Origin of the sequence: Mycolicibacterium aichiense (assembly GCF_010726245.1) — a bacterium.
Taxonomy (GTDB): domain Bacteria; phylum Actinomycetota; class Actinomycetes; order Mycobacteriales; family Mycobacteriaceae; genus Mycobacterium; species Mycobacterium aichiense.
Window position 1 is genome coordinate 4,983,218 of record NZ_AP022561.1, and the last position, 23,827, is coordinate 5,007,044.

The window sequence follows — 23,827 nt, forward strand, 5'->3', positions numbered from 1 at the left end:
CCAGTTCCGGTGACCATGGACATGGTCCATGAAATACCCACGGAGCGAAGGGATTTAAAGCTGTGGCACAGGTCACGCCCGCAGTGGCGCGAAGGCGAATTCCCGGAGTCCCTGGTCCGGATCGACCCGGGCCCGGAAGCCCAGCGACTCGGCGGCCAGGGCGGGATCGGCGACGATGTGCCGGACATCGCCGCTTCGGTACTGTCCGGTGACCACCGGCGCCGGCCCACCCCGAGCCTCGCAGATACGCGAGGCGACCGTCATGATCGAGACCGGCCGCCCCGAGCACACGTTGGCCGCGAGAAATCCGCCGGCCTCCGAGCGCACGGCCGCGACGTTGGCCGCCGCGACGTCCTCGACGTGCACGAAATCTCGCATCTGGCCGCCGTCTTCGAAAACCCTTGGCGGCTCGCCCTTTTCGAGCGAGGACCGGAAGATCGCAGCCACTCCCGAGTACGGGGTGTCACGAGGCATGCCGGGGCCGTACACATTGTGGTAGCGCAGGGCGACCACCGAGCCGCCGGTGGATTCGGCCCACGCCAGCGCGTAATGCTCCTGAGCCGCCTTGCTGGCGGCATACAGGCTGCGGGGGCGCAGCGGCGCGTCCTCACCGACCAGCTGCCACTGCAGTTCCTCACCACCGACGGGGCAGCGATGTTCGAATACGCCGCCATCGAGATCGGCCCGGGTGCGCGGCAGTGGTTCGACGGCACCGTGTTCGGGGCAGCGGTATCCGCCCTGGCCGTAGACCACCATCGACGACGCCAACACCAGCCGCTGCACGCCGGCGGCGAACATCTGCGCCAGCAGAACCGCGGTCCCGTAGTCGTTGTGACTCCCGTAGGACGGCGCGTCGGCGGCATTGACTCCGGCCCCCACCACAGCGGCCTGGTGGCATACGACGTCGACCCCGGATAGCAAGGGCGCCAAGGCATCCGCATCCCGCACATCGACCCGGGATGTGTCGTCGGGCAGTTCGGCACCGGGACCGTGTGCGGCGTCGAGCATGATGTCGGCCGCCACCACCTCGTGGCCGTCGGCATTCAGCGCCGCGCGCACCCGGCTGCCGATGAACCCGGCCGCGCCGGTCAGCAGGACCCTCATGGCAGGTCGAACGGCAACTCGACGCCTTCGTGCGCGAGGCAGTGCTCGCACACGCGATCAGACGCCACTTGGTCGATGGCTTCCAGCACCAACTGCTTGAACGGCCCCATGTTCTTCTCGAACTCCGCGAAGACGTCGATCGCGCGAACACCTGCCCCGACATCCACGCCGGCATCCAGATCGGTCACCAAAGCAATTGCCGCATAACACATCTCCAGCTCCCGGGCGAGCACCGCCTCGGGGTACCCGGTCATGTTGATCAGGCTGAACCCCTCGCGCGCGAACCACTGGCTCTCGGCACGGGTGGAGAACCGCGGCCCCTGCACCACCACCATGGTGCCGCCGTCGACCACACCGGGCAGCCCGGTCGCCGCCGAGCGCAGCGTCGGGCAGTACGGATCGGCGAAGCCGACATGGATACCGCCGGAATCGAAGTAGGTGTCGAGCCGGCCCCGGGTTCGGTCGACCAACTGATCGGGCACGACGACGGCGCCGGGCCCGAGCTCGGGAGTGAGGCTGCCGACCGCGCACGGCCCGAACACCCGCCGCACACCGAGAGCGCGCAAGGCCCACATGTTGGCGCGGTACGGCACCGCGTGCGGCGAGAACTCATGGCTCAAGCCGTGTCGGGGCAGGAATGCCACCTCATGCTGGCCGACCCGGCCGACCGTGATCGGAGCACTTGGCTCACCGTAGGGCGTATCCAGGTTGACGCTGCGCGCGTCGGACGAGAAGAAGGTGTAGAAACCGCTGCCGCCGATTACTCCGAGCATTCGACCATTGTGCAGGCAGTTCCGATCTTGCCGGTCACTGGCTGTCGGACGTCTCCCCGGTTGCACCGGCCGCCTTCAACCGGGCGCTGATCCGCCGGCAACCGTCGCCGAGCGCGATCATCTGGTTCCTGCTCAGCTCGTCGAGGAAATGCGCACGCACCACGCGGGCGTAGGTTTCCAACGACGCGGCGATCAACCGGAGACCGTCGCGGGTTATCGTCGCCAGCACCCGCCGACCGTCGTCGCTGCTCGCCTCCCGGTCGACCAGCCGGCGCCGCTCGAGGCGCTGGATCTGCTGGGTCAACGCACTCGGCGTGACCATCAGCATCTCGGCCAGAGCACCCATCGGGCTCGGGCCATGACTCTTCAGATGGGTCAGCAATTGGACGTCGGCGAGGCTCAACTGGTGGTGATGCAGCAGGGCTCGATTGACCATTGCGTGCAATGCAATGGCGACCGACTCGAACTGCACCCACGCGTGGGCCTCGACATCGTCGAAGCCCAGTCTGTGGCGGCGTTGTTGAACCAATCGACGGCCTACGTCACCCGGTCGACGTGTCGACACAGATCCTCGCTTGACCTTTCGGAACGGAGGGTGGCCCCCGGTCACATGGACCGGGGGCCACCGCTCACCTCATAACGACCACTGGACGCCGGTCAGTTACCTGCGGCGTGCCGAGCGCTGTGCCCCTTGGCGGCGTTGCTGCTACCCGAGTCCTTCGCTCCAGCGGCACCCGCGGGCTTCGATGAGCCCGCGGCCGCGGCACCCCGCGCGCCCGGCGCACCTGAGCCAGTGACCTGGCCAGGCTCGAACTTGTTGCCGTCTTTGACCGTCGAATCAGAACCCGAGGCCGCTGCCGCACCGTCGGCCGCCGAATCGGCGGAGGCGCTGCTGTCCGTGGCGGAATCGGCGGCCGGGCTGACCGCAGCAGTCGCTGACTTGGACCGAGCCACACCGGATCCGCTTTCAACGGCAGCCGGTGCATCGGCCGCCACGGCCTCAGCGCTGAGGGCAGCCTGCTTCGACGCCGCGGCGGTAGTGACCGGAGCCGGGGCGCCCAGAGCGACAGCGATCGCCTGCGGGATATCGACCAGCAGAGCGTGGACCAAGCCCCCACCGAGAACGCCAGGCTCCGGCGGCAGGGAGAACAGCCCCGGGTAGGCGCCGTCCTGATAGCCGTTGAGCACCGCTCCGACGACCGCCGGCAGGGTGTTGACGGCGTTGTTCAGAGCGGTGACGAACTGGCCGGCCGCCGCCGCGTCGAGCACACTTTGCGCGCTGTCGCCGAACGCCTGGATACCGCCCTCGATCGGGCCGAGGATGCCAAGGACCAGCGGCAGCGCGGTGTTGAGCCCGGCCAGAGTCTTGACCACCGCGCTGAGGTTGTCGGTGATCTTGCCGGGGATGTCCAGCACCGGGAACAGCGGAAGGCCGATCGAGAAGATGGCGCTGCCCAGCGCGTTGTTGATCGTCGATGCCGCACCGGACAGGTCGCCGTCGGCGATCTGCTGCAAGGCCGTGTTGATGGATTCAGGCACGGTCTGGGTGAAGTAGGTCCAGGTGCCGGTGGCGACGCCGCCCAGAGCAGTGCCGACGGTCTCGCCGTAGCCGAGCCAGTTGGTGCCGAGCTGGCGTAGCGCCGGCAGCGGGTCGGCGAGCCACTCCTCACCGATCGCTGCCACGTTGCTGGCTGCGGCAGTCAGGACATCGACCCACGGGGTGACGGGGTCGAATCCACCGGCAGCCGTGAGCTGAATGCTCGCGGTCGAGAAGACGGCCGGGGCGTGGATGTTCGAGAGCGAGGAAGCGGCCGGTTGAATCGGAGCCAGCGCAATGGCGCCGGCTCCCATCAGTGCTACCCCGGTGGCGACAGACGGCCGGACAGCAATGGGCATGGTTACTCCTGTCAGGGGACAAGTGCGGACTGGGCAAAAGTTACCTAAGGGAAACCTGAGAGCTGCCGCATTCCGGAAAGAACTTACTTGTCAGTCAGTTGCAGGCAGCCGACCGCAATGTCGGTCCACGCGCGGAAGCACTGGTGACGGCCATTCTCCGCTTCTCCAGCGAACAGATCTGACGCGTGGAATATTTTAGGAGGCAACTATCCGCGTCGGCATCGGAACTGCGCCGTCGGCTGGATCGCCATTAACCGAGAAGCCCCCACGAGCAGCTACGACAAGCCGTGCGGCCTGGTTTCCTGTGCTGACGGCCGATCCCGTGAACACCCTGAGCCAGGTCCGCGCCGGTTTCACATCGCGTACACCAGCTACCCTGGCAGCCGCCCCGTGCGGCAAAGCCGAACGCCCGACTCGCGACCCTCCTGCGAACACAGATACCCAGATTGCCTCCCCCTGGCTAACTAATTCCAGCGCCGTCGCCCAGCTATTTAGTTAACAAACGGTTATCGGCCGACCAGCAAATATCGGCACCCCGGGTCCGTGCGACACGTGAGCAACCGGCCTGACCTGCGTGCGACGATTGCGGGCATGGCGAGCATCGCGCAGTGGGTCGAAGGGGCCAGGCCCAGAACTCTGCCCAACGCGGTGGCGCCGGTCGTCGCAGGCACCGGTGCGGCGGCCTGGCTGGACGGCTTCGTGTGGTGGAAGGCGCTGCTGGCACTTGCTGTTTCACTCGCGCTGATCGTCGGGGTCAACTTCGCCAACGACTACTCCGACGGGATCCGCGGCACGGACGACGACCGGGCCGGACCGCTGCGGCTGGTCGGCTCGAAGCTGGCGTCGCCGCGCGCGGTGCGCAGCGCCGCCGTCGTCAGCCTCGGTGTGGGCGCGGTCGCCGGGCTGGCGCTGGCCGTCGTCAGTGCGCCCTGGCTGATCGCGGTGGGCGTCGTCTGCATCGCGGGAGCGTGGCTGTACACCGGCGGCTCGAGGCCCTACGGCTATGCCGGATTCGGCGAGGTCGCCGTGTTCGTGTTCTTCGGCCTCGTCGCTGTGCTGGGTACGCAGTACACCCAGGCGCTGCGGGTCGACTGGGTCGGCCTGGAGCTGGCCGTCGCGACCGGCGCGCTGTCGTCGGCCGTGCTGGTGGCCAACAACCTGCGCGACATCCCGACCGACCGCGTGGCGGGCAAGGTCACCTTGGCGGTCCGACTGGGCGATGGCCGCACCCGGATCCTCTACCAGTCCATGCTGGCTGTGGCCGGCGTGCTGACCCTGATGCTGATGCTCGCCACGCCCTGGTGTGCGGTCGGTCTGATCGCCGCACCGCTGGCCCTGCGTGCGGCCGGGCCGGTACGCCGCGGCCTCGGCGGCCGCGAGCTCATCCCGGTGCTGCGCGATACCGGCCTGACAATGCTGGTCTGGTCGATCGCGGTGGCGCTGGCGCTGGCGTTCGGTTAGTCGGTCGACTTTTTGCCGCGCAGCCGAGCCTGCAGTTGCTCGCGGTCACGGCGACGACGCTCGTCGACCGCGGCGATGCTCGCGGTGGCGCGCTTGCGCAATGGTGCCAACAGCCAGATGCCCAACGGCAGCGCAAGCACGATGCCGAACAACAACGCCACGATGAGCGGGAACTCGGTGATCCCGATCAGCTTGCCGAGGTAGTAGATCGCCGCCGTCAGGACGACCACCAGCGCGATCCGCGCAAGGGTGTACAGGAGGACGTCGAGCGCTAAGCGACCGCCCGCGCCCGAGGTCTTGTTGTCCGAATTGTCCGACACCGCGCCGAGCCTACCGACGCGCGTATATTCGGACAAAGGAGGTTTTCGTGCTGTACCTGCTGTTGGTTCTGATCATCGCCGCCGCGGTCTACGTCGGCTGGCGCGCGGTTCGCGCCCAGGCGCACCGGCCGAAGACCAGGGTTGTCGGTCCCGATGACGATCCCGAGTTCCTGTGGCGACTCAGCCACGGCGACAACAATCCTCGCTGAATCCTGGCTAACCCGCGCTAGCGCCGAACCGTTCGTTGACCTCGACGGCGGGAAAGCCGTCGGCCACCACGGCAGCGAGTTGAACCAGCGCCTCACGAGTCTTCGGCTTGAGGCGCTCGAGATCGATTTCGGCGCCCTCTTCCAGGTGCGGGTCGAACGGCACCACGCACACCGCGCGGCACCGCCGCGAGAAATGGTCCACGACCTTCTGCATGTCGACCTTGCCCGACCGCGGACGGACGGCGTTGATCACGCACACCGAACGGCGCACCAGGTCCTGGTGGCCGTGGGCGTCCAGCCAATCCAGCGTCGCTGACGCGCTGCGCGCGCCGTCCACCGAACCCGAACTCACCACGACCAATGCGTCGGCCTGCGACAGCACCGACGACATCGCCGAGTGCAGAAGCCCGGTGCCGCAATCGGTGAGCACCAGGCTGTAGAACCGCTCGAGCACGGCCAGCGCCTTGTCGTAATCCGTCGCGCTGAACGCCTCGGACACCGCGGGGTCGCTTTCTGACGCCAGCACTTCCAGCCGGCTCGGGCCCTGCGAGGTGTAGCCGCGGACATCGCTGTAGCGCTCGATCTTGTCGGCGTCACGCAAGAGATGGCGCACGGTTGCCGGGGTTTCCAGCGGCACCTTCTGGCTCAGCGTTCCGCGGTCGGGATTGGCGTCGACCGCGATCACCCGGTCACCGCGGATGGTGGCGAACGTCCCGCCCAGGGTGGCGGTGATCGTCGTCTTGCCGACCCCGCCCTTCAGCGACAGCAGAGCGATCTTGTAGCAGCCCTGCAGCGGACGGTTCACCTGTGCCACGAGCTTGGTGTGGTGCGCGGCCCGCTGGCCCTCGCCGACGTTGATCAGCTTCCCCGACGCCAGATACAGCCAGCGACGCCAGCCTCCGGACGGCGGCGGTTTCACCTGCCGCAGCAGCGCGCTCGTCGATAGGTCCGGATACGGCGTGGGCGGCACGGCCGGGCGATAGGACGGCACCGGATTCTCGGCGACGTACTGGTTGAACAGCGGTGCGGCTGCGGTCAGCGACTCCATCGGAATACCGATCGGCGGCGTCGGCGCCAGCCAGTCCGGTTCGGATTCGGGTGCGGTGGTCGCCGGATCGGTGAACCGCTGTTCGGTGCGGAATACCGTTGTCGCATCGGTTAATTCATGGCCCTGGCGGGACCCATGAGGAGTGGACACGTGCACTTCCCCCTGACATATCGTTTCGGGTCGAGTGGTGGTTCGTGGGTCCTTTGAACCCTAGCGCACGCTGGTGTCAGCTCACTCCGGCGTAGGAGTGCAGGCCGACCGTCACCAGGTTGATGAAGAACAGATTGAAGACCATCGCGACAAAGCCAATGACGTTGATCCACGCGGCTTTCTTGTCGCGCCATCCCGCCGTCGAGCGGGCGTGCAGGTATGCGGCGTAGACCACCCAGGCGATGAACGACACCGTCTCTTTGGGGTCCCAGCCCCAGTACCGGCCCCACGCCTCCTCGGCCCAGATGGCACCGAAGATGACGCCGAATCCGAAGATCGGGAACGCGAAAATCGTCGTGCGGTAAGCGATTCGGTCGAGGGTCTGGGCGTCGGGGAGGCGCTGCACGATCTGTGCCAGCCGTCCCTCCCGGCCCGGATCGGCCAGCGGTGACATCTTCAACAGGAACAGGATGCTGGCCACACCGGCGACCAGGAAGACACCCGAGCCGAGGCTGACGACCGAGACGTGGATGGGCAGCCAGTACGACTGCAGCGCGGGCATCACCGGAGCGGCGTTGGTGTAGAGCCAGCGGCCCGAGACGGTCAGGAGAATCAGCACAGGAACGAGTACGAAAACCCACAGTGCGCGGTACTGCGGTTTGCGCAGCACGATCGAGGCCGCGATCAGACCGCAGAAGCAGGTCAGGTTGATGAACTCGTACATGTTGCCCCACGGCACGCGGGCGGTGGCCAACCCGCGCAGCACGATGCAGACGAACAGCAAGGCGATCCCGAGGTACACCAGCGACAGGCCGGCTGTGCCGATGCGTTCGTCGGCGGAGCGCCGTGGATCGTCGACGACGACGCCGGGGCGGTCGCTGTCGGCGGAGACGGCCCCGGCCGACACCAACTCGCGGGCCTCGACCTTGCGGCCGCGGCTGTAGGCGAGTTCGACGGCCAGCAGCAGCAGCGCCAAGACCAGCACGACGACCGACGAGGTGAACGCCCAGTCGGAGTAGCGGGCCAACCCGATGTCGATGTGCTCGGTATTCATGCTCAGACCTTCTCTTTCGACGGCTCCGGCAGGTCCGCCAACATCCGTTCGGTGAGCTTCTCGAACTCGTTGCCCCAGCCGGAGTTGTCGGTGCGGGCCAGACCGCCCAGCTCGACGTTCACCGTACCGGGCGCTTGTCCTGGGCTTATCCTCGCCCACACGCGCCGGCGGCGCACGATCAGCGACACCAGCAGACCGCCCATCATCGACATGGCGAACACCAGCACCCACACCTGCCCGGGATCGTGGGAAACCTGCAGGTTGACGAACGGGGTGGCGCCGTCGAACCGGACCACGGTGCCGTCGTCGAGCTTGACCTCTTCGCCTTGCTTCAGGTTGGTGCGCTTGACCTTGGTCAGCCGCTTCTGCTCGATGAGCCGCGGGTCGAGGGTGAACAGCGACTGCGGCCGGCCGGTGTCCAGCCCGGTGTCGCCGCGGTAGATGTCGATGGCCACCGCCGGGTCGTTGGCCGCCGGATACTTCGACGACAGCAGGGTCCCGTCGAGTTCGGCGGTGGGCGCAAACAGGCCCATGATCGCCAGCTGATGCTTACGCCGCTCCGAGGGATCCGGGTACATGCCCCCGGGCGGGTCGACGCGGATCACACCCGAGGACAGCAGGGTGTGCTGATCGTCCGGGCGCCATTGCAGGGTCTGGGTCCGCTTCTGTCCGTTCGGGAAGGTGACGGTGAACGTCGGGGCGTAGCCGTGACCCTGCAGGTAGACCCGGTCGCCGCCGATGCGCAGCGGATGGTTGACCTCGAGACGGTAGGGCTGCCAGGTGCCGGCGGCCAGATCGTCGCCGGCCTGGTAGTCGATGTTCGACGCGAACGACAGCGCCTGCCCGTTGGGCAGGTAGTGGGCTTGGAAGTCGTTGACCCGCACACACATCGGGTACAGCGAGGTGCCGTCGACGCTGTTACCGGCGCGGAACGAGTCGAATGCCGCCGGCGAGGCCGAACAGAAGCCGGGGCCGCCGTTGGCGATGACGATGACGTTGCCTTCGTAGCCGAACAGCTTGCCGACGGCGATCGCCACCAGAAGGCCGAGCAGGGAGAAGTGGAAGACGATGTTGCCGAACTCGCGAAGGTAGCCCTTCTCGGCAGAGACCTCGATGCCGTCGTCGGTGTGGCGGGTGACCCGGCGCCAGCCCTTGAGGCGCTCGGAGATCGTGGCCGCCGTTTCTTCCGCGGTCCCCGAGACTTCGGCGGTGGCGTACTTGGGCAGCCGGGACAGGTTGCGCGGGGCCGGAACCGGCACGGCACGCAGGCTCTTGACGTGCTCGATCATCCTCGGGGTCAGGCAGCCCACCAGAGAGATGAACAGCAACGCGTAGATGGCCGTGAACCAGAAGCTGGAGAACACCTCGAAGAACTGCAGGCGGTTCAGCCACGGCCCGATGATGTTGTGCTCGGCGATGTACTGCTCGACCTTGGCGTCGTTCAGGCTGCGCTGCGGCAGCAGCGCACCGGGAACGGCGGCGACGGCGAGCAGGAACAGCAGCACCAACGCGGTGCCCATGGAGGTCAGCGCCCGCCACAGAGTGCGCACCGACCTGCCGAGCAGACGCAAAATCGCCCCAAAACCCCCTGTTTTGGGCGATTTTGTGTCTGCTCGCGGCGGGGCGGTCGTCAAATCGGCAACCTCACGTCGGAGACGAAGGCGTCGCGTACCCAGGAAATGAAGTCGTTCCACGCCCCGGTGACCAGAGCCAGCCCCACGGCGATCAACAGCACACCACCGACGATCTGGATGGTCCGGGTCTGCCTGCGCAGCCAGCCCAACCCGTTGGCCGCCCAACTGGATCCCAGCGCCAGCACCACGAACGGGATGCCCAGGCCCAGGCAGTAGGCGATCACCAGGGCGACACCGCGGGCGACGCTGGCGCCGTCGGTGGCCGAGGCGACGGTGATCACCCCGGTCAGCGTCGGACCCAGGCACGGCGTCCAGCCCAGCCCGAACACGGCTCCGAGCAGCGGCGCCCCCGCCACACCGGCGAAGCGGCGCGGGGTGAAGCGGGCCTGACGCTGCAGGGCCGGGATGAAGCCGATGAACGCCAGCCCCATGACAATGGTCAGCACCCCGCCGACACGTTGCAGCACAAGCTGATTGGTGATCAGGGTGGTGGTCATCCCCAGCACCGCCACGGTGCCGAGGACGAAGACCACCGTGAAGCCGGCGACGAACAGCAGCGCCGACCCTGCGACCCGCAGGCGTTGCGTCCGTACGGCCACCGGGCCGGAGGTGTCGTCCACACCGACGACCGCCGCGAGGTAGGACAGATAACCGGGAACCAGCGGAACCACACACGGCGATGCGAACGACACCAAACCGGCAAGCACGCACACGCCCAGGGCCAGCAGCAGCGGACCCGCGGCGGCGGTCTGCGCAAAGCCGGTCATGACGCGGCCGGTTTCGGCTCGGCGGCCAGCCGCTGCACCACCGGTAGCAGGTCCTCGGCCAGCAGTTCGCGCAGGAACACCGCAGCGACCCGGTGCTGGCGGTCGAGCACGACCGTCGACGGGATCACGGTGGCGGGATACTTGCCGCCGAAGGCGATCATGGTCCGCATCGCCGGGTCGTAGATCGAGGGGTAGGTGACTTTGCGGTCGGTTACGAAGTCCTGCGGCGCGCTGATGTCGTTGTCCCGCACGTCGATTCCGAGGAATGCCACCCCTTGATCGCGGGTCTGGGCGTAGACCTGCTCCAGCTGGGTGATCTCCGAGCGGCATGGGCCGCACCATTGACCCCACACGTTGATCACGACGACTTTGCCCTCGAAGTCCTTCAGCGACACGGTCTTCGAGGTGTCCATCAGCTCAGGACCGGACAGCGGTCCGGGCGTGCCGCGACTGCTCGGCGGGTCGTAGAAGATGTCGGTCTTGCCACCCGGGGCGACGAACTCGAATGTGCCACCCTGAGCGACAGCGTCGTCGCCGGTGGAGCAGCCGACCAACACCGTCGCCGCCACCAGGAGGACCAACAGCCGCTTCACTGCCCGGCGAGCTCCGAGTATCCCCAGCCGACGTACTCATCCCCATCGAAGTAGAACGACGTCACCGATGCCAGGTTGCACAGCCGCCGGGTTGGAAAGTGGTGCAGCTGAGCTCCGGTCATGGACCGGCGCAGCGTCTCGACCGGCAGCTGATGGCTGACGCAGACCGCTTCGTGCCCGGCGCCCTTGGCCCTGGCCCGCTCCACCGCGCGCCGCATCCGCTCGGCGATCTCCCGGTAGGGCTCCCCCCACGTGGGTGTGCGCGGGTTGCGCAGATGCCACCAATTGCGCGGGTCGCGCAGGGCGCCGTCGCCCGGGGAGACCTTCTCGCCCTGGAAGACGTTGTGCGACTCGATGAGTTCGTCATCGGTCTCGACGGCCAAGCCGTGGTGCGCGGCGATGGGGGCTGCCGTTTCCTGGGCTCGCTCCAGGGGCGACGCCACCACGTAGGTGATGTCGCGGGCGGCCAGCCAGCCGGCGACCGCGGCGGCCTGCGCCCGCCCGCGGTCCGAGAGGTGAAAGTCAGGAAGACGTCCATAGAGGATGCCCTCGGGGTTGTGGACTTCGCCGTGGCGCATGACGTGCACGATCGTGCGATCTGTCATTCCTTGGCCTCCGCGGCCGCACGGGCCGCCGCCGGGAGGGCTTCGGCGATTCGCTCGAAGGCGGCGTCGTCGAGTGCGGCTGAGACGAACCAGGTTTCGAAGGCACTCGGCGGGGCGTACACCCCGGCGTCGAGCAGGGCATGGAAGAACGCCGGGAACCGCCAGGTCTGGCTGGCCTTCGCTTCGGCGAAGTTGGTGACCGGCGAGTCGGTGAAGAACACCGACAGAAAATTGCCTGCCCGCGGAACCTGATGGGCCACACCGGCTTCGGTGAGTGCATCGGCGAGAAGGCGCGCCAGCCGGTCGGCGTTGGCGTCGAGGGCGGCGTAGACGGCGTCGTCAGCGTTGCGCAGGGTGGCCAGGCCGGCGGCGACAGCCACCGGGTTCCCGGACAGCGTGCCTGCCTGATATACCGGACCCAGCGGGGCCAGGCGTTCCATCACGTCTCTGCGGCCGCCGAATGCCGCGGCGGGCAGCCCACCGCTCATCACCTTGCCGAAGGTGAACAGGTCGGCTTCGACGGGATCAAGCCCGTACCAACCACTTCGGCTCATCCGGAACCCGGTCATCACCTCGTCGACGATCAGCAATGCGCCGTGCTCGGCGGTGATACGCCGAAGGGCGGCGTTGTAGCCGGGCAGCGGCGGAACCGCACCCATGTTGCCCGGGCACGCCTCGGTGATGACCGCGGCGATGGTGTCGCCGAACGTGGCGAAGGACTCCTCCACGGCGGCGACGTCGTTGTAGGGCAGCACGATCGTGTCGGCAGCCGTGGCACCGGTGACACCTGGCGACGACGGCAGACCGAGGGTGGCGACACCTGAACCGGCGTCGGCGAGCAGCGCATCGACGTGGCCGTGGTAGCAACCGGAGAACTTGATGACCTTGGAGCGGCCGGTGAAGCCGCGGGCCAGACGCACCGCGCTCATGGTGGCCTCGGTCCCGGAGTTCACCAGGCGCACCCGTTCGACCGGTTTCACGCGAGCGATGATCTCGGCAGCCAGCTCGGTCTCACCGGGAGTCGGCGCCCCGAACGACAGGCCGTCGGCGGCGGCGCGCTGTACCGCCTCGACGACGGCGGGGTGCGCGTGGCCCAGGATCATCGGGCCCCACGAGCACACCAGGTCGATATAGCGGTTGCTGTCGGCGTCGGTCAGCCAGTAACCCTTGGCGGAGGTGATGTAGCGAGGCGTGCCGCCGACGGAGTTGAAGGCCCGGACCGGCGAGTTCACTCCGCCGGGGATCACTGCGCAGGCGTCGGCGAACAGCCCGGCCGATGCCGCCGTCGAGGCGGCCTGATCCGTACTGCTCATGGCCACCAGTGTCCCAGACCGCGGGGGTGCTCAACTACAGGGTGTAGGACTCCGGGTGAACGTCACATCCGCCACAACCGACCTGCGGATTTCCGCGAGACTGAAGCCGTGCAGGAAAAGTTCGAGTGAGCCTCTGTGTGAGTTCAATCTCGCCTGCCGCGAGTCTTGAGGTACGCGGCGCTTCAGAGTTTGATCGGGTGATGCAACTGCCGCAATGGCTGGCCAGGTTCAACCGGTACGTCACCAATCCGGTGCAACGAGTGTGGGCCGGCTTCGTCCCCACCATGGGGATCCTCGAACACGTCGGCCGACGCTCCGGCGCGCACTACCGCACCCCGGTGATGGTGTTCACCACCGACGACGGCATCGCGATCCAGCTCACCTATGGGCCGAATCGGGACTGGCTTAAGAACATCACCGCGGCCGGCGGCGGCCGGCTCAAACGCTACGGTCGGACGTTCGACGTCAGCAATCCACGAATGGTGCCGAAAGCCGAAGCCGCGCCTCATGTTTCGGGCCCCTGGCGGCCATTGTTCAGGGTGCTGCCGTTCGAGAACGCGGTACTGCTGACCCGCTCCTGACCAGCGACCAGGCGCATAACCCTACGGTGATCGCCTCGGCCAGCACGCTGGTCAGCGCATGCGGTACCGGCTGCCAACCGTGTTCGATGAACCCGTGCAGCCCAACCGTGCGCGACATCGCGAAAGCCACCAGCGAACCGAGTGCGGCCACCAACGCCACCGCACGCAACCATGCCGGCCCGCCGAGTGCGATCAGGATCGCCAGCGCCACGAAAACGCTCGTCAGCACCAGGAAGCCCGGTCCGACGGCCGGGACGGACGAGTATCCGTGCAAATAGAGATAGCCGTGACTGGCCGCGCTGACCAGCAGGCTCGCGGCTATTGCCAGATTGATCAGGCGGGTCATTGCAGGGTCTGCTCTTTCAGGGCGAGCACATTCTGGCCGCGGGTGTAGCTGACCTCGCGGATGCCGAGGGCGTCGTGAAGCCGGCCGGCAGGCAGGGTCAGCGGCTTGGGGGCGGGCCCGTCGCCGGGATGCGGCAGCGGATAGGCCGTAGTGGTCGCGCTGTAAAACGTGACGTTGTCCTCCGTCTTCACAAACAGTTGGTGGACATGACCGTTGAGGCACGTCACCGACGAGAACCGGCGCAGGTAGCTCAGTGCCTGGGTCGAGTCGTCGGTACCCCAGCCCCAGTCCGGGTACATCGCGAACAGCGGGATGTGGCTGAGCACGACGATGGGGGTGTCCGACGACAGCGACGCCACGTCCTTCTCGATGAACTCCAGCTGGTCGGCTCCGAGATGACCCAGCTTCTTCAGGTTCAGCGTGTTGACCAACCCGATGACGTGCACGCCCGCGATGTCGAAGCTGTACCAGCCGTCACCGCGGGTGCCCGCACCGAACACCGACCGATACTTCTGCCCGGCGTCGTCCACCGAGTCGTGCTCGCCCGGGACGGTGAAGACGTGCGGGGTGTTGAGTGTCCCCAGCATCTGGTTGACCTGGTCGAACTGGGCGGGGGTGGCCAGGTGGGTGAGGTCACCGGTGTGGATGACGAAATCGGGTGTGTACCCGAGATTGTTGACCTGCCGGATGGCCCGCTCGAAGGATCCCGTGACGTCGGTGTTGGCGGTGCCGGTGAACCCGATATGGCTGTCGCTGATCTGAGCGAACCGCAATGTGGGCCGGGTGCCGGTGGCGGCCGGCGCGCTCGCGACATGGGACAGCACCTCGCCGCCGACCACGGCCAGGCCGACCGCAGCGCCGAACCAGGCTCCGTGCCGGATCAGCTGGCGTCTGCTCATCTGGTGCGGGTCGCCGGTCATGCGCTCACCACCACGGTGCCGTGCATGAACGGGTGGATGCTGCAGATGTAGTCGAAGCTGCCGGCCTTGGTGAACGTGAAGCTGTAGGTGGCGTTGGCGTCCAGACCCGGTGAGCGAAACGAGCCGTCGTTTGCGACGACCGTGTGCGGCTCCTCGTCCTTGTTCGTCCAAGTGACGGTGTCGCCGACCTTGACGGTCAGGGTGGCCGGGGTGAACGCGAAATTGGTGATGCTGACCGCGGTTCCGGCGACGGGCGGGGCGGGCGCGGTCGTCGTGGCCTGTGGCATCGGCATCCCGGGCATGTTCGACATCCCCGGCATGCCAACCGATGTGCCGCCGTTCGGCCCGAAATCGACCGTCGGCGGTGGGGCTTTCGCCGGCGTGGCGCATGCGGCGCTGCCGACAACGACCGCCAGGCACGCCAGCGCGGTACGGGTGTGGTGCATGGAATCTGCCTCCTCGGCTGAACCCAGTCCGCGGCGCGGACCGTCTCATCAAGAGGTACGGCTGCGGTTACACGCCGACGATCGTGTAACCCCGCCGCCTATCTCTTATCGATGAGCGGAAGGCAACCGATGATGGCGGCGCAGGACGATCGACGCCCGCGACCCGAGCTACGCCTGGTCGCCGACGCGCGCTATCCGGATTGGGAAGCCGTCTACGACGACAACGTCACGTGGGTCTACCGCCTGATTTTCGGCCGGGTGGGAAACCGCGCCGACGCCGAGGACCTGACCTCGGAGGTATTCCTGGCCGCGATGCGCCCGCTGCGCTTGACCGCCAGCATCGCCGAAGTGCGTGCCTACCTGCGGGCCACCGCCCGCACCGTGCTGGCGGCGCATTGGCGGGCCACCCTGGGCACCGAGATCACCACCATCGAGGACGTGCCCGCCACCGTGTTCGGTCCCGCCGCGCCGAGCACCGCCCCGCAGCGCGTCGCCGCCCTTCTCGGCGCCCTGCCCGACAACTATCGCCGGGTGCTGGAACTGCGTTTCCTCCAAGGCTGTTCGGTGCGGGAGGCGGCCAATACGCTCGGCATCAGCGTCGCGAACGCGAAGGTGTTGCAGCATCGAGCGTTACGGCTGGCCGCACAGATCAGCGAGGGGGCCCTGCCATGACCCGCCGCGATCTTCGCCACTACATCGACGATATGCTCGCCGGCCGACAGCCGAAAAGCTTCACCCCCGACGAGTTCGAGGCCGCCCAGCTGCGCACCGCGATCGACCTCACGGCCGCCCGCGAGGACGCCGGCGAACCGCGACCGGAATTCGTCGACGGGCTCAAAGCCCGGCTGGCCGCCGAAATGTCCTCGGATCGACCGACTTCGACGAACACACCACCTGCCAAGCGAGCAATGTCGGCCTCCCGCCGACAGGTGATCGTCGGCACCTCCGCCGCGGCAACGGCTGCGGTCGCCGGGGTTGCGGTCGACCGGATGGTGGTCCGACCGCAGACCGGCGAACAACCAGTCGCCGACCCGGAATTGGTGCCCACCGATGGGGCGTGGCAGACCGTGTCGTCCAGCGCTGACCTCCCCGAAGGTGCGGTGCGCGCGTTCGATCTGGGCTCGGTCAACGGATTCGTCCGGCGGGTCAACGGCCGGGTCGACGCCGTGTCCGGAGTGTGCACCCACCAGGGCTGCAAGCTGTGGTTCGACCAGGGCGACGACCGGCTGCGCTGCCCATGCCATTCGACGTCGTTCTCACCGGCCGGCACCGTGGTTACGCATGCTCTGCCGATCGCCCCGAAACCGTTGCCACACTTAGACGTGCGCGAGCGCAACGGCGTCGTCGAGGTACTCGCACCGCCACCGCAGACGACCTGAGAGCTGTAACCCACGCGCCTATCTCAAGGTATGTACAGCAACCTCATCGCAGCAGCACTCGTCGGCGTCGCACATATCGTGTCCTCGTCGGGAATCGGTTCGGCACCCGACATCATCAGCCAACTCCAGAGCCAGGGCTACCAGGTTCAACTCAACGGCCAACCGACCGGCGGGCTGTCCCAGTGCACGGTCACCGACGTGCACCAGGCGATGCCCACGGCCTACGTGGATCTCGATTGCACCAGCAGCGACTAGACCGGTACTGCACGCAGCGCTTCGGGCAGACTCGGCAGAAAGTGCTTGGTGGCGAAAGCCCGTATCTCGTCTGCGGTTTCGAGCGGCACCGGACTTGGTAACAGCATCGCCATCATCGCGTAGCGCCAGATGTTGTCAGCCAATTCATGCACGGCCTGCGGTCCGATCCGATCGGCGAAGCCGGGCGGGAAGATCACCTGCAGCGCCGCCTCGATGCGCTGCACCGCTGCGTCGTAGTGCAACCGGGCCAGCTCCAGCGTCAGCGCCGGCTCGTCAACGACCATGCGATTGAGTACCCGGTGCCGTCGGGTTCGCAGGATCGCCTGGGTGAACGCTTCGACGTAGTAATTCGACTGCGGGCGAGCATTTTTCAACTCTTCGGCGATGTCGTGGAACAACCGCAGGTTTTCCCGGTCCATCACCGCGGCCACGAGGTCGTCCTTGTTGGCGAAGCGCCGGTAGATCGTCGTCCGGCTCACCCCGGCCCGGCGGGCGACGTCATCGAGGGCGACCCGGCGGATGCCATGCTGATCGAACTCGACGAGCGCGGCGTCGAGTATCGCTTCGGTCGATTGGTCAGGCATGCCCCGCCTGCGCGAAACCCTTTGCAGCGTAGCGGTTGTAGCGGACATTCATCGGAAGACGATCCCACAACCAGTTCACCGGACGCGAGCGCCAGAACGCCGCGAAGCGCTGGTAGTTGCGCTCCTTGCGGTCACTCCACGGCAAGCCGAGAATTTCGCGGGTGCGCGGCGGCATCCCACCGGTGGTCAGGAACGCCGCGACGGGGTTGAAGATCGGCGCCACCAGCCGCCAGACGATCGGGTTGACGGCTTTGGGTCGCGGAAATCCCTTGGTGACGTAGCCAACTCCGTAGGCGGCGGTCCGGTGCGCCACCAGCACCTCGTTGATCATCCGGTCCCAGTACCGCTCGAACTCGGCGTAGTCGGCGGGCATCGGACGATCGCTCACGCCATAGCGGCGATACCAGGTCTTGGACTCCAGATACATCTGCTCCTTCTCCTCGCGCGAGAGGCGCTTGACGAAGGTGTCGGCGAAGTAGAGCGCCTGATCGAAGAAGGTGGCGTGCGCCCAGTAGTAGGTGTCGGGATCCAGCGCGTGGTAGCGACCGGCCTTTCCCGGTGGGCCGGGCATATCGCCCTTGATGTCGTGGTGGAAGTCGCGGACCCGCGTGCCGGCGTTGTCGTCTTCACTGCCGTAGACGGTCATGAAGATCGGCGGCAGCGAGCGTTTGATCCGGGCGGCGGTGTCGGCGAACCAGACCGAATGGTCGAGCACACCCTGGCCGAGTTCGGCGAGCATGTTCTGCAGCACTGCCGGGCGGGGGCCGATGAGGAACATCCGGTTGTCGCCGAAGTATCGCCAGACCAGTGACTGTGGGCCCAGCGGCAGGGCGTCGGTGGCCGAGTGGGATTCGGCAAGATCCGTCATGTGCAACAGTGTTACAGATTTCGCACTTTGTACCAACGGGTTCGTGACGAGCGTCACGCCGTCGCCGAGATCGACGAAATGCTGGTCGTGTTTGGCAGTTCTCTGCGAATCGTCGGTGTGGACGCAGTCAGAAGAAGCGCTTGAGCCGCAGGCTGTTGGTCACCACCAGAACCGAGGAGAACGCCATGGCCGCGCCGGCGATCATCGGGTTCAGCAGGCCCAGCGCCGCCAGCGGGATGGCCGCCACGTTGTAACCGAAGGCCCAGAACAGGTTCTGCTTGATGATCCGCAGCGTGCGCGACGACAGTCTCAGCGCGGTCGGGACGGTACGCAGGTCCCCGCGAACCAGCGTGATGTCGCCGGCCTCGATCGCGGCGTCGGTCCCGGTGCCCATGGCCATGCCCACGTCCGCGGTGGCCAGCGCGACCGAGTCGTTGACCCCGTCCCCGACCATCGCGACCTTGCGGCCCTGAGCCTGCAGCCGGCTGATCGCGTCGGCCTTCTCCGAAGGGAGCACGCCCGCGATGACGTTCTCGGCGGCGATGCCGACCTCGGCGGCCACCCGTGCGGCAACCGCGGGGTTGTCGCCGGTCAGCAGGATCGGCGTGATGCCCATCGCCTTCAACTCGGCGATGGCCTCCGCACTCGTCGGCTTGACCGCGTCGACCAACCGGATCACCCCGCGCCGGTTGCCGTCGGCACGCACCTCCACGCTGGTGCGCCCGTCGTCGTCCGACTGCTCTCCGGCGCGGGAGACCTGCACCCGCACACCGTCAACGACGCCGCTGACGCCCGTCCCGGGGTCGTTGGCGAAGTCGCGCACCGCAGGCACGCTCAGGCCCCGCTCCCGGGCGGCGGCCACGATCGCCGCGGCCACCGGGTGCTCGGACGCCGACTCGACCGCAGCTGCCTGCGCGAGCACCGCGTCGGCGTCGACACCGGCTTCGGTCTCGACGGCCGCCACGCCCATCGAGCCGGTGGTCACCGTGCCGGTCTTGTCGAGGACGACGGCGTCGATGCCGGTGACGGTTTCGAGAACCTGGGGCTCCTTGATCAACACCCCGAGCTGAGCGCCGCGACCGGTACCGACCAGGATCGCGGTCGGCGTCGCCAGGCCGAGTGCGCACGGGCAGGCGATGATCAGCACGGCGACCGCCGCGGTGAACGCCGCGGTGGCCGAGCCGCCGGCAACAAGCCAGGCACCCAATGTGATCGCCGCGATGGCCAACACCACCGGGACGAAGATCGCCGACACCCGATCGGCCAGCCGCTGGATGGACGCCTTCCCGCTTTGGGCGTCCGAGACCATCCGGGCCATCCGCGCGAGTTGGGTGTCACCGCCAACCCGCTTGGCCCTCACCAGAATTCGGCCGTAGGTGTTGACCGCCCCGCCGAGTATCTCGTCACCAGGGCCGACGTCGGCCGGCACCGACTCCCCGGTCATCGCCGAGGTGTCCAACGCCGACGTGCCGTCGACGATCACTCCGTCGGTGGCCACTCGCTCACCGGGCCGCACGACTATCACGTCACCAACGTGCAAGTCCTGCACCGGGATTCGCACCTCGACATCGTCGCGCAGCACAGTGGCATCCTTTGCGCCCAGCGACAGCAGCGCCCGCAATGCCGCGCCCGCCGACCGCTTGGCTTTGGCCTCGGCATACCGGCCGGCCAGCAGGAACACCGTCACCGCGGCCGCGACCTCGAAGTAGACGTGCCCGTGCCCGTGCTCGGCGGCGCCGGTCAGCACCGAATACAGCGACCACAGGTAGGCAGCCAGTGTGCCGATCGACACCAGGGTGTCCATGGTCGACGCCCCATGCCGCGCACTGTTGAGCGCGGCCTTGTGGAACGGATAGCCACCCCAGAACACGATCGGTGTCGTCAGTGCCAGCACCACCCACAGCCATCCCGGGAACTGCCAGGGCATCACCATCGACAGCGCCACCACCGGCACCGCCAGCACCGCCGAGCCGATCAGCCGGGGCCGCAGCTGTTCACTGGGGACGTCGTGGTTCATGTGGTCGTGTCCGTGGCCGGAGTGATCCACCACCGACGCGTGGTAGCCGGTGGATTCCACGGCGTGGATCAGGTCGTGCTCTGACACCTGCGGTCCGTGCTCGACGTGTGCGCGCTCGACGGCGAAGTTCACCGTGGCCTGCACGCCGTCCAGGTCGTTGAGGCCGCGCTCGATACGGGCCGCGCACGACGCGCAGCTCATGCCGGTCAGCTGGAGGTCGGTCGTCGCCATGGTTCCGATGATACCCCTAGGGGGTATCTTGTCCAGTGTCTACCCGATCACCACAACAGCACACCGGTCTCGTCCTCGGGTGGCTCGGGATCCTCCTGGTCCGGCGGGTCGGGGTCGTCGTCGGGGCTTTCCGGCGGGGGCACCGACCACAGGTGCCGACGCCGGTCGCCGGTCACGATGACCCGCCTATCGGTCCGGAACGGCCACCCCCACGACGCTCCCGGATCGCCTCGACCAGCCCCGAGACGGGCACCAGGGCGCCCGCCGCGATCGCGTCGAGGCGACCCCAGCCCTGGACGTCGACGGAGAGGCCGTCCATCACCGGCAGTTCGGCGGTCACCGCGAGTAATCCGCACGCCACGGGCCACCGCTCCGCGGGCAGGCCGGCAAGCGCGTTCCGCAGCGCACCGCGCGCCACCTGGGCCAAGGCGCGGACCCGACACTGGTCGAATGGCTCGAGACTCGCGTCGCACACCAGGAGACCGGGCTGCCGCCGAGGGCGCAACCAACCCACGGTGAGCAACTGTTCCCGGACCGCGGCGATCACCTCGTGCTGATTGCCGGCGATCAATTGCGCCCAAGTCGCCCGATTGTGGACGCCCACCTGCGCGAATTCGGCCCGCAGAATCGGATCGTCGGGACTGGCCGCCCGGGCCGGGACCGGCTTGCCGGCACGCTCCACCAGGAAACCCCGAAGGTACAGATCCGTCAGCATCGCGGTCCGCAGCGCAAAGCCGAAGAGCGCGGGATCGTAGCCATCGAACCGACCGCTCCGCGGATCGAACGCGAGCAGGAACAGCTGCCCGTGCAGGGTCGAGGGCAGCTGGGAGAACTCAGACGGATCGCCGATGCGCCCCATACCGCCTCCTCGCTCCCCGGTTCCAACTCTGGGCCACCGACCGCGCGAGGACATCCGTAGCCGACTACTCAATTTTCGGCCCGATCTGGGCGGCCGGGAGTGGGAGAATGGCCACACCGACGACGAAAAGATGACCCGGATGACTCTGACCCACATCGATACGCGGTCAGCACCGACCGAACACATCGCCGTGCGGTGCGTGGACTCCGACGTCCACCCGGTGCCGCGCCGCGGGGTGCTGATCGACTACATCCCCGAGCCCTGGCGCACCAAGTACTTCCTCTCCCACCCGATCGGGGAGCAGATCTACTACGACGCGCCCGACTATGCGCACGCCTATGCGATGCGCACCGACACCTTCCCGCCCGACGGCGAGTTCGCCGGCACCGACCCGGATCTGGCATTTCGCCAACTCGTCATGGAGGCCGGCGCCGACATCTGCATCCTGGAACCGCTGGCTCCCGGGGCGCGTCTGGCCGACGCGGCGCAGGCGTCGGCCATCGCGACCAACCGCTGGCTCGACGAACACTGGCTGGACAGCCGCAACAACTGGCACCAACGCTGGCGCGGGTCGATCACGGTGGCGATCGAAGATCCCGCCGGGGCGGCCCGCGAGATCGAGCAGTGGGCCGGCCACCCGTACATGTCGCAGATCCTGATCAAGGCCGAACCGCGGCCGTCATGGGGCGATCCCCGGTACGACCCGGTCTGGGCGGCCGCCACCAAACATGACATCACCGTCAGCTGCCACCTGGGCCGGGGCAAGTTCGAGACCCTGCCGATCCCGCCGGTCGGCTTCCCCAGCTATAACCACGACTTCATGGTCAGCTACTCACTGCTGGCGGCCAATCAGGTGATGAGCCTGATCTTCGACGGCGTCTTCGACCGGTACCCCACGTTGCGGATCGTGTTCGTCGAGCACGCTTTCAGCTGGATCCTGCCGCTGATGTGGCGGATGGACGCCATCTACGACGCGCGCAAATCGTGGGTCGACATCACGCGCAAGCCCAGTGACTACGTCAAGGACCACATCAAATTCACCACCCAGCCGCTGGACTATCCCGAGGACAAGACCGAACTGCTGCGGGCCTTCGAATGGATGGAATGCGAGAAGATCCTGCTGTTCTCCTCGGACTACCCGCACTGGACCTTCGATGACCCGCGCTGGCTGGTCAAGCACCTTCCCGAGCACGCCCGTGATGCCGTGATGTGGCGCAATGGGGTGCAGACCTACAAGCTGCCTACGACGGTTCCAGTGCTGGAGGGACAGACTCGGGTGTTCTGAGCTGCACCGCGGTGCGGGCCCGCCTGCTGCGGACCAGACCTGCCACACCCAGCACCGCGAGCACCCCGGCCAAGGTGACCAGTAACCAGGTCAGCATCATCAGCGGCGGGTCGAAGACCGCCGACGTCGTCGAGGGCTGCCCGTCGGTGACCGGCGCCACGACCGCCACGCTGCGGGCGGCCAAACCGGTGACCACGGCGCCGGCCAGCGCCAGTGCCGCCAGGACGATCTGGACGATGTGCCTCACGAGGCGTCCACCGTCTCACCCTCGACCAGTGCGGTCAGCGCGGCGCGAAGGGCGCGATGATTGCGGGCCCAGGCTTGCGCGGTGCGCTTGCCGGTGAGCTCGACGCCGATGCCGGTCCGGCCGCGGGGCACGCCGGACAACTCTCCGAGAGCCCGCGAGGTCTGCCACTTCTCCAGGGGCTCACGCGATTTCGCCGAATGCTCAGCCGGCGGGAACACCCGCACGATGTGGCTCAGCTTGGTGACCTCGGTGCCCTGACGCAGCGCCTCCCGGGTCAGTTCCACACTGGTGTGGATGCGGGCGGCTTTGACCTGGATGTAGAGGAAGCCGGTGACGAGCACCAGGAAGATCAGCGGCACGACCGGCTGGAATCCCACCCCGCCCTTGATCTGGATCAGCAGCATCGTGATCGCCGACGCCGGGCCGGCGACCAGCCAGTACCAGCTGGCACCGGTTTCGGAGAACAGCCGCTCCGGCTGCTCGTGCGGCTGATCGTCAGACATCGGACTCCGGGGTGTACCACTCCTGGGCTGCCGGCCGCATGATCAACACCGCGGGGACGATCACCAGCACCAGGGCGAACAGCCAAACCAGGCCACCGGTCATCACCGAGAACAGTGCCAAGAGGATCGCCAGCGCGATCGAGAGTGCCACCGCGGCCCGCCGGAAGCGGGTGTCGCCGCTACGGGTCCGGCCTGCGATGTAGCTCAACAGCGCACCGGCGACGATCCACAGCACACCGGCGCCCCGGAAGAACACCGGCACCGGGCCGTTGGAGAACGCGAGCAGTAGGCCGCCCAACATCAGCACGATGGCCCCGGCCAGCCAGCACCAGAACGCGATCGAGACAAGGCGCGGCCGGGGTTGGGTTGCGGTCATGGT

Annotated in this window: 30 protein-coding genes; 7 read left to right on the forward strand and 23 right to left on the reverse strand. The window is 67.5% G+C overall.

The window, feature by feature from the left end:
• Positions 1–72 precede the first annotated feature (72 nt).
• From G6N32_RS24000 to G6N32_RS24015, 4 genes are all read right to left on the reverse strand, one after another.
• Entirely contained in the window at positions 73–1,104 is a 1,032-nt protein-coding gene (locus G6N32_RS24000) for an NAD-dependent epimerase/dehydratase family protein (RefSeq protein WP_115318603.1), read from the reverse strand.
• Complete coding sequence (locus tag G6N32_RS24005) at positions 1,101–1,877, reverse strand: S-methyl-5'-thioadenosine phosphorylase (RefSeq protein ID WP_115318602.1); 777 nt, start codon at positions 1,875–1,877, stop codon at positions 1,101–1,103. The genes G6N32_RS24000 and G6N32_RS24005 overlap by 4 nt, the downstream gene beginning before the upstream one ends.
• A gap of 34 nt (positions 1,878–1,911) precedes the next feature.
• Positions 1,912–2,313: a MarR family winged helix-turn-helix transcriptional regulator gene (locus tag G6N32_RS24010; RefSeq protein WP_115319059.1), complete on the reverse strand. Its 402-nt coding sequence runs from the start codon at positions 2,311–2,313 to the stop codon at positions 1,912–1,914.
• A 221-nt stretch (positions 2,314–2,534) separates the two neighbouring features.
• Positions 2,535–3,773 (reverse strand): hypothetical protein, encoded by a 1,239-nt coding sequence (locus G6N32_RS24015; protein ID WP_147291989.1) that lies wholly within the window; start codon positions 3,771–3,773, stop codon positions 2,535–2,537.
• Positions 3,774–4,364: 591 nt separating this feature from the next.
• Here G6N32_RS24015 and G6N32_RS24020 point away from each other — a divergent pair.
• Positions 4,365–5,234, forward strand: a complete 870-nt coding sequence (locus tag G6N32_RS24020) for a 1,4-dihydroxy-2-naphthoate polyprenyltransferase (protein WP_115319058.1) — start codon at positions 4,365–4,367, stop codon at positions 5,232–5,234.
• On the opposite strand, the gene G6N32_RS24025 is transcribed toward G6N32_RS24020, so the two are convergent.
• Positions 5,231–5,554 carry a DUF4229 domain-containing protein gene (locus G6N32_RS24025; protein WP_115318600.1) on the reverse strand — a complete coding sequence of 108 codons (324 nt, stop codon included), beginning with the start codon at positions 5,552–5,554 and terminating at the stop codon, positions 5,231–5,233. The two genes, G6N32_RS24020 and G6N32_RS24025, sit on opposite strands and share 4 nt — an antisense overlap.
• 47 nt (positions 5,555–5,601) lie before the next feature.
• Here G6N32_RS24025 and G6N32_RS24030 point away from each other — a divergent pair, with 47 nt between their 5' ends.
• Positions 5,602–5,763, forward strand: a complete 162-nt coding sequence (locus G6N32_RS24030) for a hypothetical protein (protein WP_115318599.1) — start codon at positions 5,602–5,604, stop codon at positions 5,761–5,763.
• Positions 5,764–5,770: 7 nt separating this feature from the next.
• Here G6N32_RS24030 and G6N32_RS24035 read toward each other — a convergent pair whose 3' ends face one another.
• From G6N32_RS24035 to hemL, 7 genes are all read right to left on the reverse strand, one after another.
• Entirely contained in the window at positions 5,771–6,961 is a 1,191-nt protein-coding gene (locus tag G6N32_RS24035) for a MinD/ParA family ATP-binding protein (RefSeq protein ID WP_163789420.1), read from the reverse strand.
• A 76-nt stretch (positions 6,962–7,037) separates the two neighbouring features.
• Positions 7,038–8,015, reverse strand: coding sequence for a c-type cytochrome biogenesis protein CcsB (gene ccsB / locus G6N32_RS24040; RefSeq protein ID WP_115318597.1), 978 nt, complete (start codon positions 8,013–8,015; stop codon positions 7,038–7,040).
• A gap of 2 nt (positions 8,016–8,017) precedes the next feature.
• A complete protein-coding gene (resB, locus tag G6N32_RS24045) occupies positions 8,018–9,649 on the reverse strand; it encodes a cytochrome c biogenesis protein ResB (RefSeq protein WP_115318596.1) in 1,632 nt (543 codons plus the stop codon).
• Positions 9,646–10,416: a cytochrome c biogenesis CcdA family protein gene (locus tag G6N32_RS24050; RefSeq protein ID WP_115318595.1), complete on the reverse strand. Its 771-nt coding sequence runs from the start codon at positions 10,414–10,416 to the stop codon at positions 9,646–9,648. The genes resB and G6N32_RS24050 overlap by 4 nt, the downstream gene beginning before the upstream one ends.
• Entirely contained in the window at positions 10,413–11,009 is a 597-nt protein-coding gene (locus G6N32_RS24055; protein ID WP_115318594.1) for a TlpA disulfide reductase family protein, read from the reverse strand. Before G6N32_RS24055 ends, G6N32_RS24050 begins: the two co-directional genes overlap by 4 nt.
• Positions 11,006–11,614 carry a histidine phosphatase family protein gene (locus tag G6N32_RS24060; protein ID WP_115318593.1) on the reverse strand — a complete coding sequence of 203 codons (609 nt, stop codon included), beginning with the start codon at positions 11,612–11,614 and terminating at the stop codon, positions 11,006–11,008. The genes G6N32_RS24055 and G6N32_RS24060 overlap by 4 nt, the downstream gene beginning before the upstream one ends.
• Positions 11,611–12,927 (reverse strand): glutamate-1-semialdehyde 2,1-aminomutase, encoded by a 1,317-nt coding sequence (gene hemL, locus G6N32_RS24065; RefSeq protein ID WP_115318592.1) that lies wholly within the window; start codon positions 12,925–12,927, stop codon positions 11,611–11,613. The genes G6N32_RS24060 and hemL overlap by 4 nt, the downstream gene beginning before the upstream one ends.
• Before the next feature lie 200 nt (positions 12,928–13,127).
• Here hemL and G6N32_RS24070 point away from each other — a divergent pair, with 200 nt between their 5' ends.
• A complete protein-coding gene (locus tag G6N32_RS24070; protein WP_115319057.1) occupies positions 13,128–13,508 on the forward strand; it encodes a nitroreductase family deazaflavin-dependent oxidoreductase in 381 nt (126 codons plus the stop codon).
• Here G6N32_RS24070 and G6N32_RS24075 read toward each other — a convergent pair.
• The 3 genes from G6N32_RS24075 to G6N32_RS24085 are packed head-to-tail and all read right to left on the reverse strand — an operon-like array spanning position 13,462 to position 15,220.
• Complete coding sequence (locus G6N32_RS24075; RefSeq protein WP_115318591.1) at positions 13,462–13,854, reverse strand: hypothetical protein; 393 nt, start codon at positions 13,852–13,854, stop codon at positions 13,462–13,464. The genes G6N32_RS24070 and G6N32_RS24075 overlap by 47 nt on opposite strands.
• On the reverse strand, positions 13,851–14,774 hold the full coding sequence (locus G6N32_RS24080) for a metallophosphoesterase family protein (protein WP_115318590.1): 924 nt from the start codon (positions 14,772–14,774) through the stop codon (positions 13,851–13,853). Before G6N32_RS24080 ends, G6N32_RS24075 begins: the two co-directional genes overlap by 4 nt.
• Positions 14,771–15,220 carry a cupredoxin domain-containing protein gene (locus tag G6N32_RS24085; protein WP_115318589.1) on the reverse strand — a complete coding sequence of 150 codons (450 nt, stop codon included), beginning with the start codon at positions 15,218–15,220 and terminating at the stop codon, positions 14,771–14,773. The genes G6N32_RS24080 and G6N32_RS24085 overlap by 4 nt, the downstream gene beginning before the upstream one ends.
• Positions 15,221–15,349: 129 nt before the next feature.
• On the opposite strand from G6N32_RS24085, the gene G6N32_RS24090 reads away from it, so the two are divergent.
• Genes G6N32_RS24090 through G6N32_RS24100 form a run of 3 tightly spaced genes read left to right on the forward strand, consistent with a single transcriptional unit; the run spans position 15,350 to position 16,854 of the window.
• Entirely contained in the window at positions 15,350–15,892 is a 543-nt protein-coding gene (locus tag G6N32_RS24090; RefSeq protein ID WP_410432330.1) for an RNA polymerase sigma factor, read from the forward strand.
• Entirely contained in the window at positions 15,889–16,599 is a 711-nt protein-coding gene (locus tag G6N32_RS24095) for a Rieske (2Fe-2S) protein (protein ID WP_115318588.1), read from the forward strand. Before G6N32_RS24090 ends, G6N32_RS24095 begins: the two co-directional genes overlap by 4 nt.
• 30 nt (positions 16,600–16,629) lie before the next feature.
• Positions 16,630–16,854, forward strand: a complete 225-nt coding sequence (locus tag G6N32_RS24100) for a hypothetical protein (RefSeq protein WP_115318587.1) — start codon at positions 16,630–16,632, stop codon at positions 16,852–16,854.
• Here G6N32_RS24100 and G6N32_RS24105 read toward each other — a convergent pair.
• The 5 genes from G6N32_RS24105 to G6N32_RS24120 all read right to left on the reverse strand — a co-directional run bounded on the left by G6N32_RS24105 (position 16,851) and on the right by G6N32_RS24120 (position 21,413).
• Positions 16,851–17,438: a TetR/AcrR family transcriptional regulator gene (locus G6N32_RS24105; protein WP_115318586.1), complete on the reverse strand. Its 588-nt coding sequence runs from the start codon at positions 17,436–17,438 to the stop codon at positions 16,851–16,853. The genes G6N32_RS24100 and G6N32_RS24105 overlap by 4 nt on opposite strands.
• Positions 17,431–18,306 (reverse strand): oxygenase MpaB family protein, encoded by an 876-nt coding sequence (locus G6N32_RS24110; protein WP_115318585.1) that lies wholly within the window; start codon positions 18,304–18,306, stop codon positions 17,431–17,433. Before G6N32_RS24110 ends, G6N32_RS24105 begins: the two co-directional genes overlap by 8 nt.
• 127 nt (positions 18,307–18,433) lie before the next feature.
• Complete coding sequence (locus tag G6N32_RS24115; RefSeq protein WP_115318584.1) at positions 18,434–20,554, reverse strand: heavy metal translocating P-type ATPase; 2,121 nt, start codon at positions 20,552–20,554, stop codon at positions 18,434–18,436.
• 47 nt (positions 20,555–20,601) lie between these two features.
• On the reverse strand, positions 20,602–20,730 hold the full coding sequence (locus G6N32_RS29205) for a hypothetical protein (RefSeq protein WP_264028570.1): 129 nt from the start codon (positions 20,728–20,730) through the stop codon (positions 20,602–20,604).
• A complete protein-coding gene (locus G6N32_RS24120) occupies positions 20,727–21,413 on the reverse strand; it encodes a GPP34 family phosphoprotein (protein ID WP_163789422.1) in 687 nt (228 codons plus the stop codon). The genes G6N32_RS29205 and G6N32_RS24120 overlap by 4 nt, the downstream gene beginning before the upstream one ends.
• Before the next feature lie 139 nt (positions 21,414–21,552).
• Between G6N32_RS24120 and G6N32_RS24125 the strand changes: the two genes are divergently transcribed.
• Positions 21,553–22,698: an amidohydrolase family protein gene (locus tag G6N32_RS24125; RefSeq protein ID WP_115319054.1), complete on the forward strand. Its 1,146-nt coding sequence runs from the start codon at positions 21,553–21,555 to the stop codon at positions 22,696–22,698.
• Here the strand turns inward: G6N32_RS24125 and G6N32_RS24130 are convergent.
• The 3 genes from G6N32_RS24130 to G6N32_RS24140 are packed head-to-tail and all read right to left on the reverse strand — an operon-like array spanning position 22,655 to position 23,824.
• On the reverse strand, positions 22,655–22,945 hold the full coding sequence (locus tag G6N32_RS24130; RefSeq protein WP_115318583.1) for a hypothetical protein: 291 nt from the start codon (positions 22,943–22,945) through the stop codon (positions 22,655–22,657). The genes G6N32_RS24125 and G6N32_RS24130 overlap by 44 nt on opposite strands.
• Positions 22,942–23,448 carry a transport-regulating membrane protein Mce1N gene (locus G6N32_RS24135; protein WP_115318582.1) on the reverse strand — a complete coding sequence of 169 codons (507 nt, stop codon included), beginning with the start codon at positions 23,446–23,448 and terminating at the stop codon, positions 22,942–22,944. Before G6N32_RS24135 ends, G6N32_RS24130 begins: the two co-directional genes overlap by 4 nt.
• Positions 23,441–23,824: a hypothetical protein gene (locus G6N32_RS24140; protein ID WP_115318581.1), complete on the reverse strand. Its 384-nt coding sequence runs from the start codon at positions 23,822–23,824 to the stop codon at positions 23,441–23,443. The genes G6N32_RS24135 and G6N32_RS24140 overlap by 8 nt, the downstream gene beginning before the upstream one ends.
• Positions 23,825–23,827: the final 3 nt, after the last annotated feature.

What these genes read in the sequence shown, in the direction of transcription:
- G6N32_RS24000 (WP_115318603.1), bottom strand. Translation starts at nt 1,104, where the DNA reads ATGAGGGTCCTGCTGACCGGCGCGGCCGGGTTCATCGGCAGCCGGGTG.
- G6N32_RS24005 (WP_115318602.1), bottom strand. Translation starts at nt 1,877, where the DNA reads ATGCTCGGAGTAATCGGCGGCAGCGGTTTCTACACCTTCTTCTCGTCC.
- G6N32_RS24010 (WP_115319059.1), bottom strand. Translation starts at nt 2,313, where the DNA reads ATGGTCAATCGAGCCCTGCTGCATCACCACCAGTTGAGCCTCGCCGAC.
- G6N32_RS24015 (WP_147291989.1), bottom strand. Translation starts at nt 3,773, where the DNA reads ATGCCCATTGCTGTCCGGCCGTCTGTCGCCACCGGGGTAGCACTGATG.
- G6N32_RS24020 (WP_115319058.1), top strand. Translation starts at nt 4,365, where the DNA reads ATGGCGAGCATCGCGCAGTGGGTCGAAGGGGCCAGGCCCAGAACTCTG.
- ccsB (WP_115318597.1), bottom strand. Translation starts at nt 8,015, where the DNA reads ATGAATACCGAGCACATCGACATCGGGTTGGCCCGCTACTCCGACTGG.
- G6N32_RS24050 (WP_115318595.1), bottom strand. Translation starts at nt 10,416, where the DNA reads ATGACCGGCTTTGCGCAGACCGCCGCCGCGGGTCCGCTGCTGCTGGCC.
- G6N32_RS24060 (WP_115318593.1), bottom strand. Translation starts at nt 11,614, where the DNA reads ATGACAGATCGCACGATCGTGCACGTCATGCGCCACGGCGAAGTCCAC.
- hemL (WP_115318592.1), bottom strand. Translation starts at nt 12,927, where the DNA reads ATGAGCAGTACGGATCAGGCCGCCTCGACGGCGGCATCGGCCGGGCTG.
- G6N32_RS24070 (WP_115319057.1), top strand. Translation starts at nt 13,128, where the DNA reads ATGCAACTGCCGCAATGGCTGGCCAGGTTCAACCGGTACGTCACCAAT.
- G6N32_RS24075 (WP_115318591.1), bottom strand. Translation starts at nt 13,854, where the DNA reads ATGACCCGCCTGATCAATCTGGCAATAGCCGCGAGCCTGCTGGTCAGC.
- G6N32_RS24080 (WP_115318590.1), bottom strand. Translation starts at nt 14,774, where the DNA reads ATGACCGGCGACCCGCACCAGATGAGCAGACGCCAGCTGATCCGGCAC.
- G6N32_RS24085 (WP_115318589.1), bottom strand. Translation starts at nt 15,220, where the DNA reads ATGCACCACACCCGTACCGCGCTGGCGTGCCTGGCGGTCGTTGTCGGC.
- G6N32_RS24090 (WP_410432330.1), top strand. Translation starts at nt 15,350, where the DNA reads ATGATGGCGGCGCAGGACGATCGACGCCCGCGACCCGAGCTACGCCTG.
- G6N32_RS24095 (WP_115318588.1), top strand. Translation starts at nt 15,889, where the DNA reads ATGACCCGCCGCGATCTTCGCCACTACATCGACGATATGCTCGCCGGC.
- G6N32_RS24100 (WP_115318587.1), top strand. Translation starts at nt 16,630, where the DNA reads ATGTACAGCAACCTCATCGCAGCAGCACTCGTCGGCGTCGCACATATC.
- G6N32_RS24105 (WP_115318586.1), bottom strand. Translation starts at nt 17,438, where the DNA reads ATGCCTGACCAATCGACCGAAGCGATACTCGACGCCGCGCTCGTCGAG.
- G6N32_RS24110 (WP_115318585.1), bottom strand. Translation starts at nt 18,306, where the DNA reads ATGACGGATCTTGCCGAATCCCACTCGGCCACCGACGCCCTGCCGCTG.
- G6N32_RS24115 (WP_115318584.1), bottom strand. Translation starts at nt 20,554, where the DNA reads ATGGCGACGACCGACCTCCAGCTGACCGGCATGAGCTGCGCGTCGTGC.
- G6N32_RS24120 (WP_163789422.1), bottom strand. Translation starts at nt 21,413, where the DNA reads ATGGGGCGCATCGGCGATCCGTCTGAGTTCTCCCAGCTGCCCTCGACC.
- G6N32_RS24125 (WP_115319054.1), top strand. Translation starts at nt 21,553, where the DNA reads ATGACTCTGACCCACATCGATACGCGGTCAGCACCGACCGAACACATC.
- G6N32_RS24135 (WP_115318582.1), bottom strand. Translation starts at nt 23,448, where the DNA reads ATGTCTGACGATCAGCCGCACGAGCAGCCGGAGCGGCTGTTCTCCGAA.
- G6N32_RS24140 (WP_115318581.1), bottom strand. Translation starts at nt 23,824, where the DNA reads ATGACCGCAACCCAACCCCGGCCGCGCCTTGTCTCGATCGCGTTCTGG.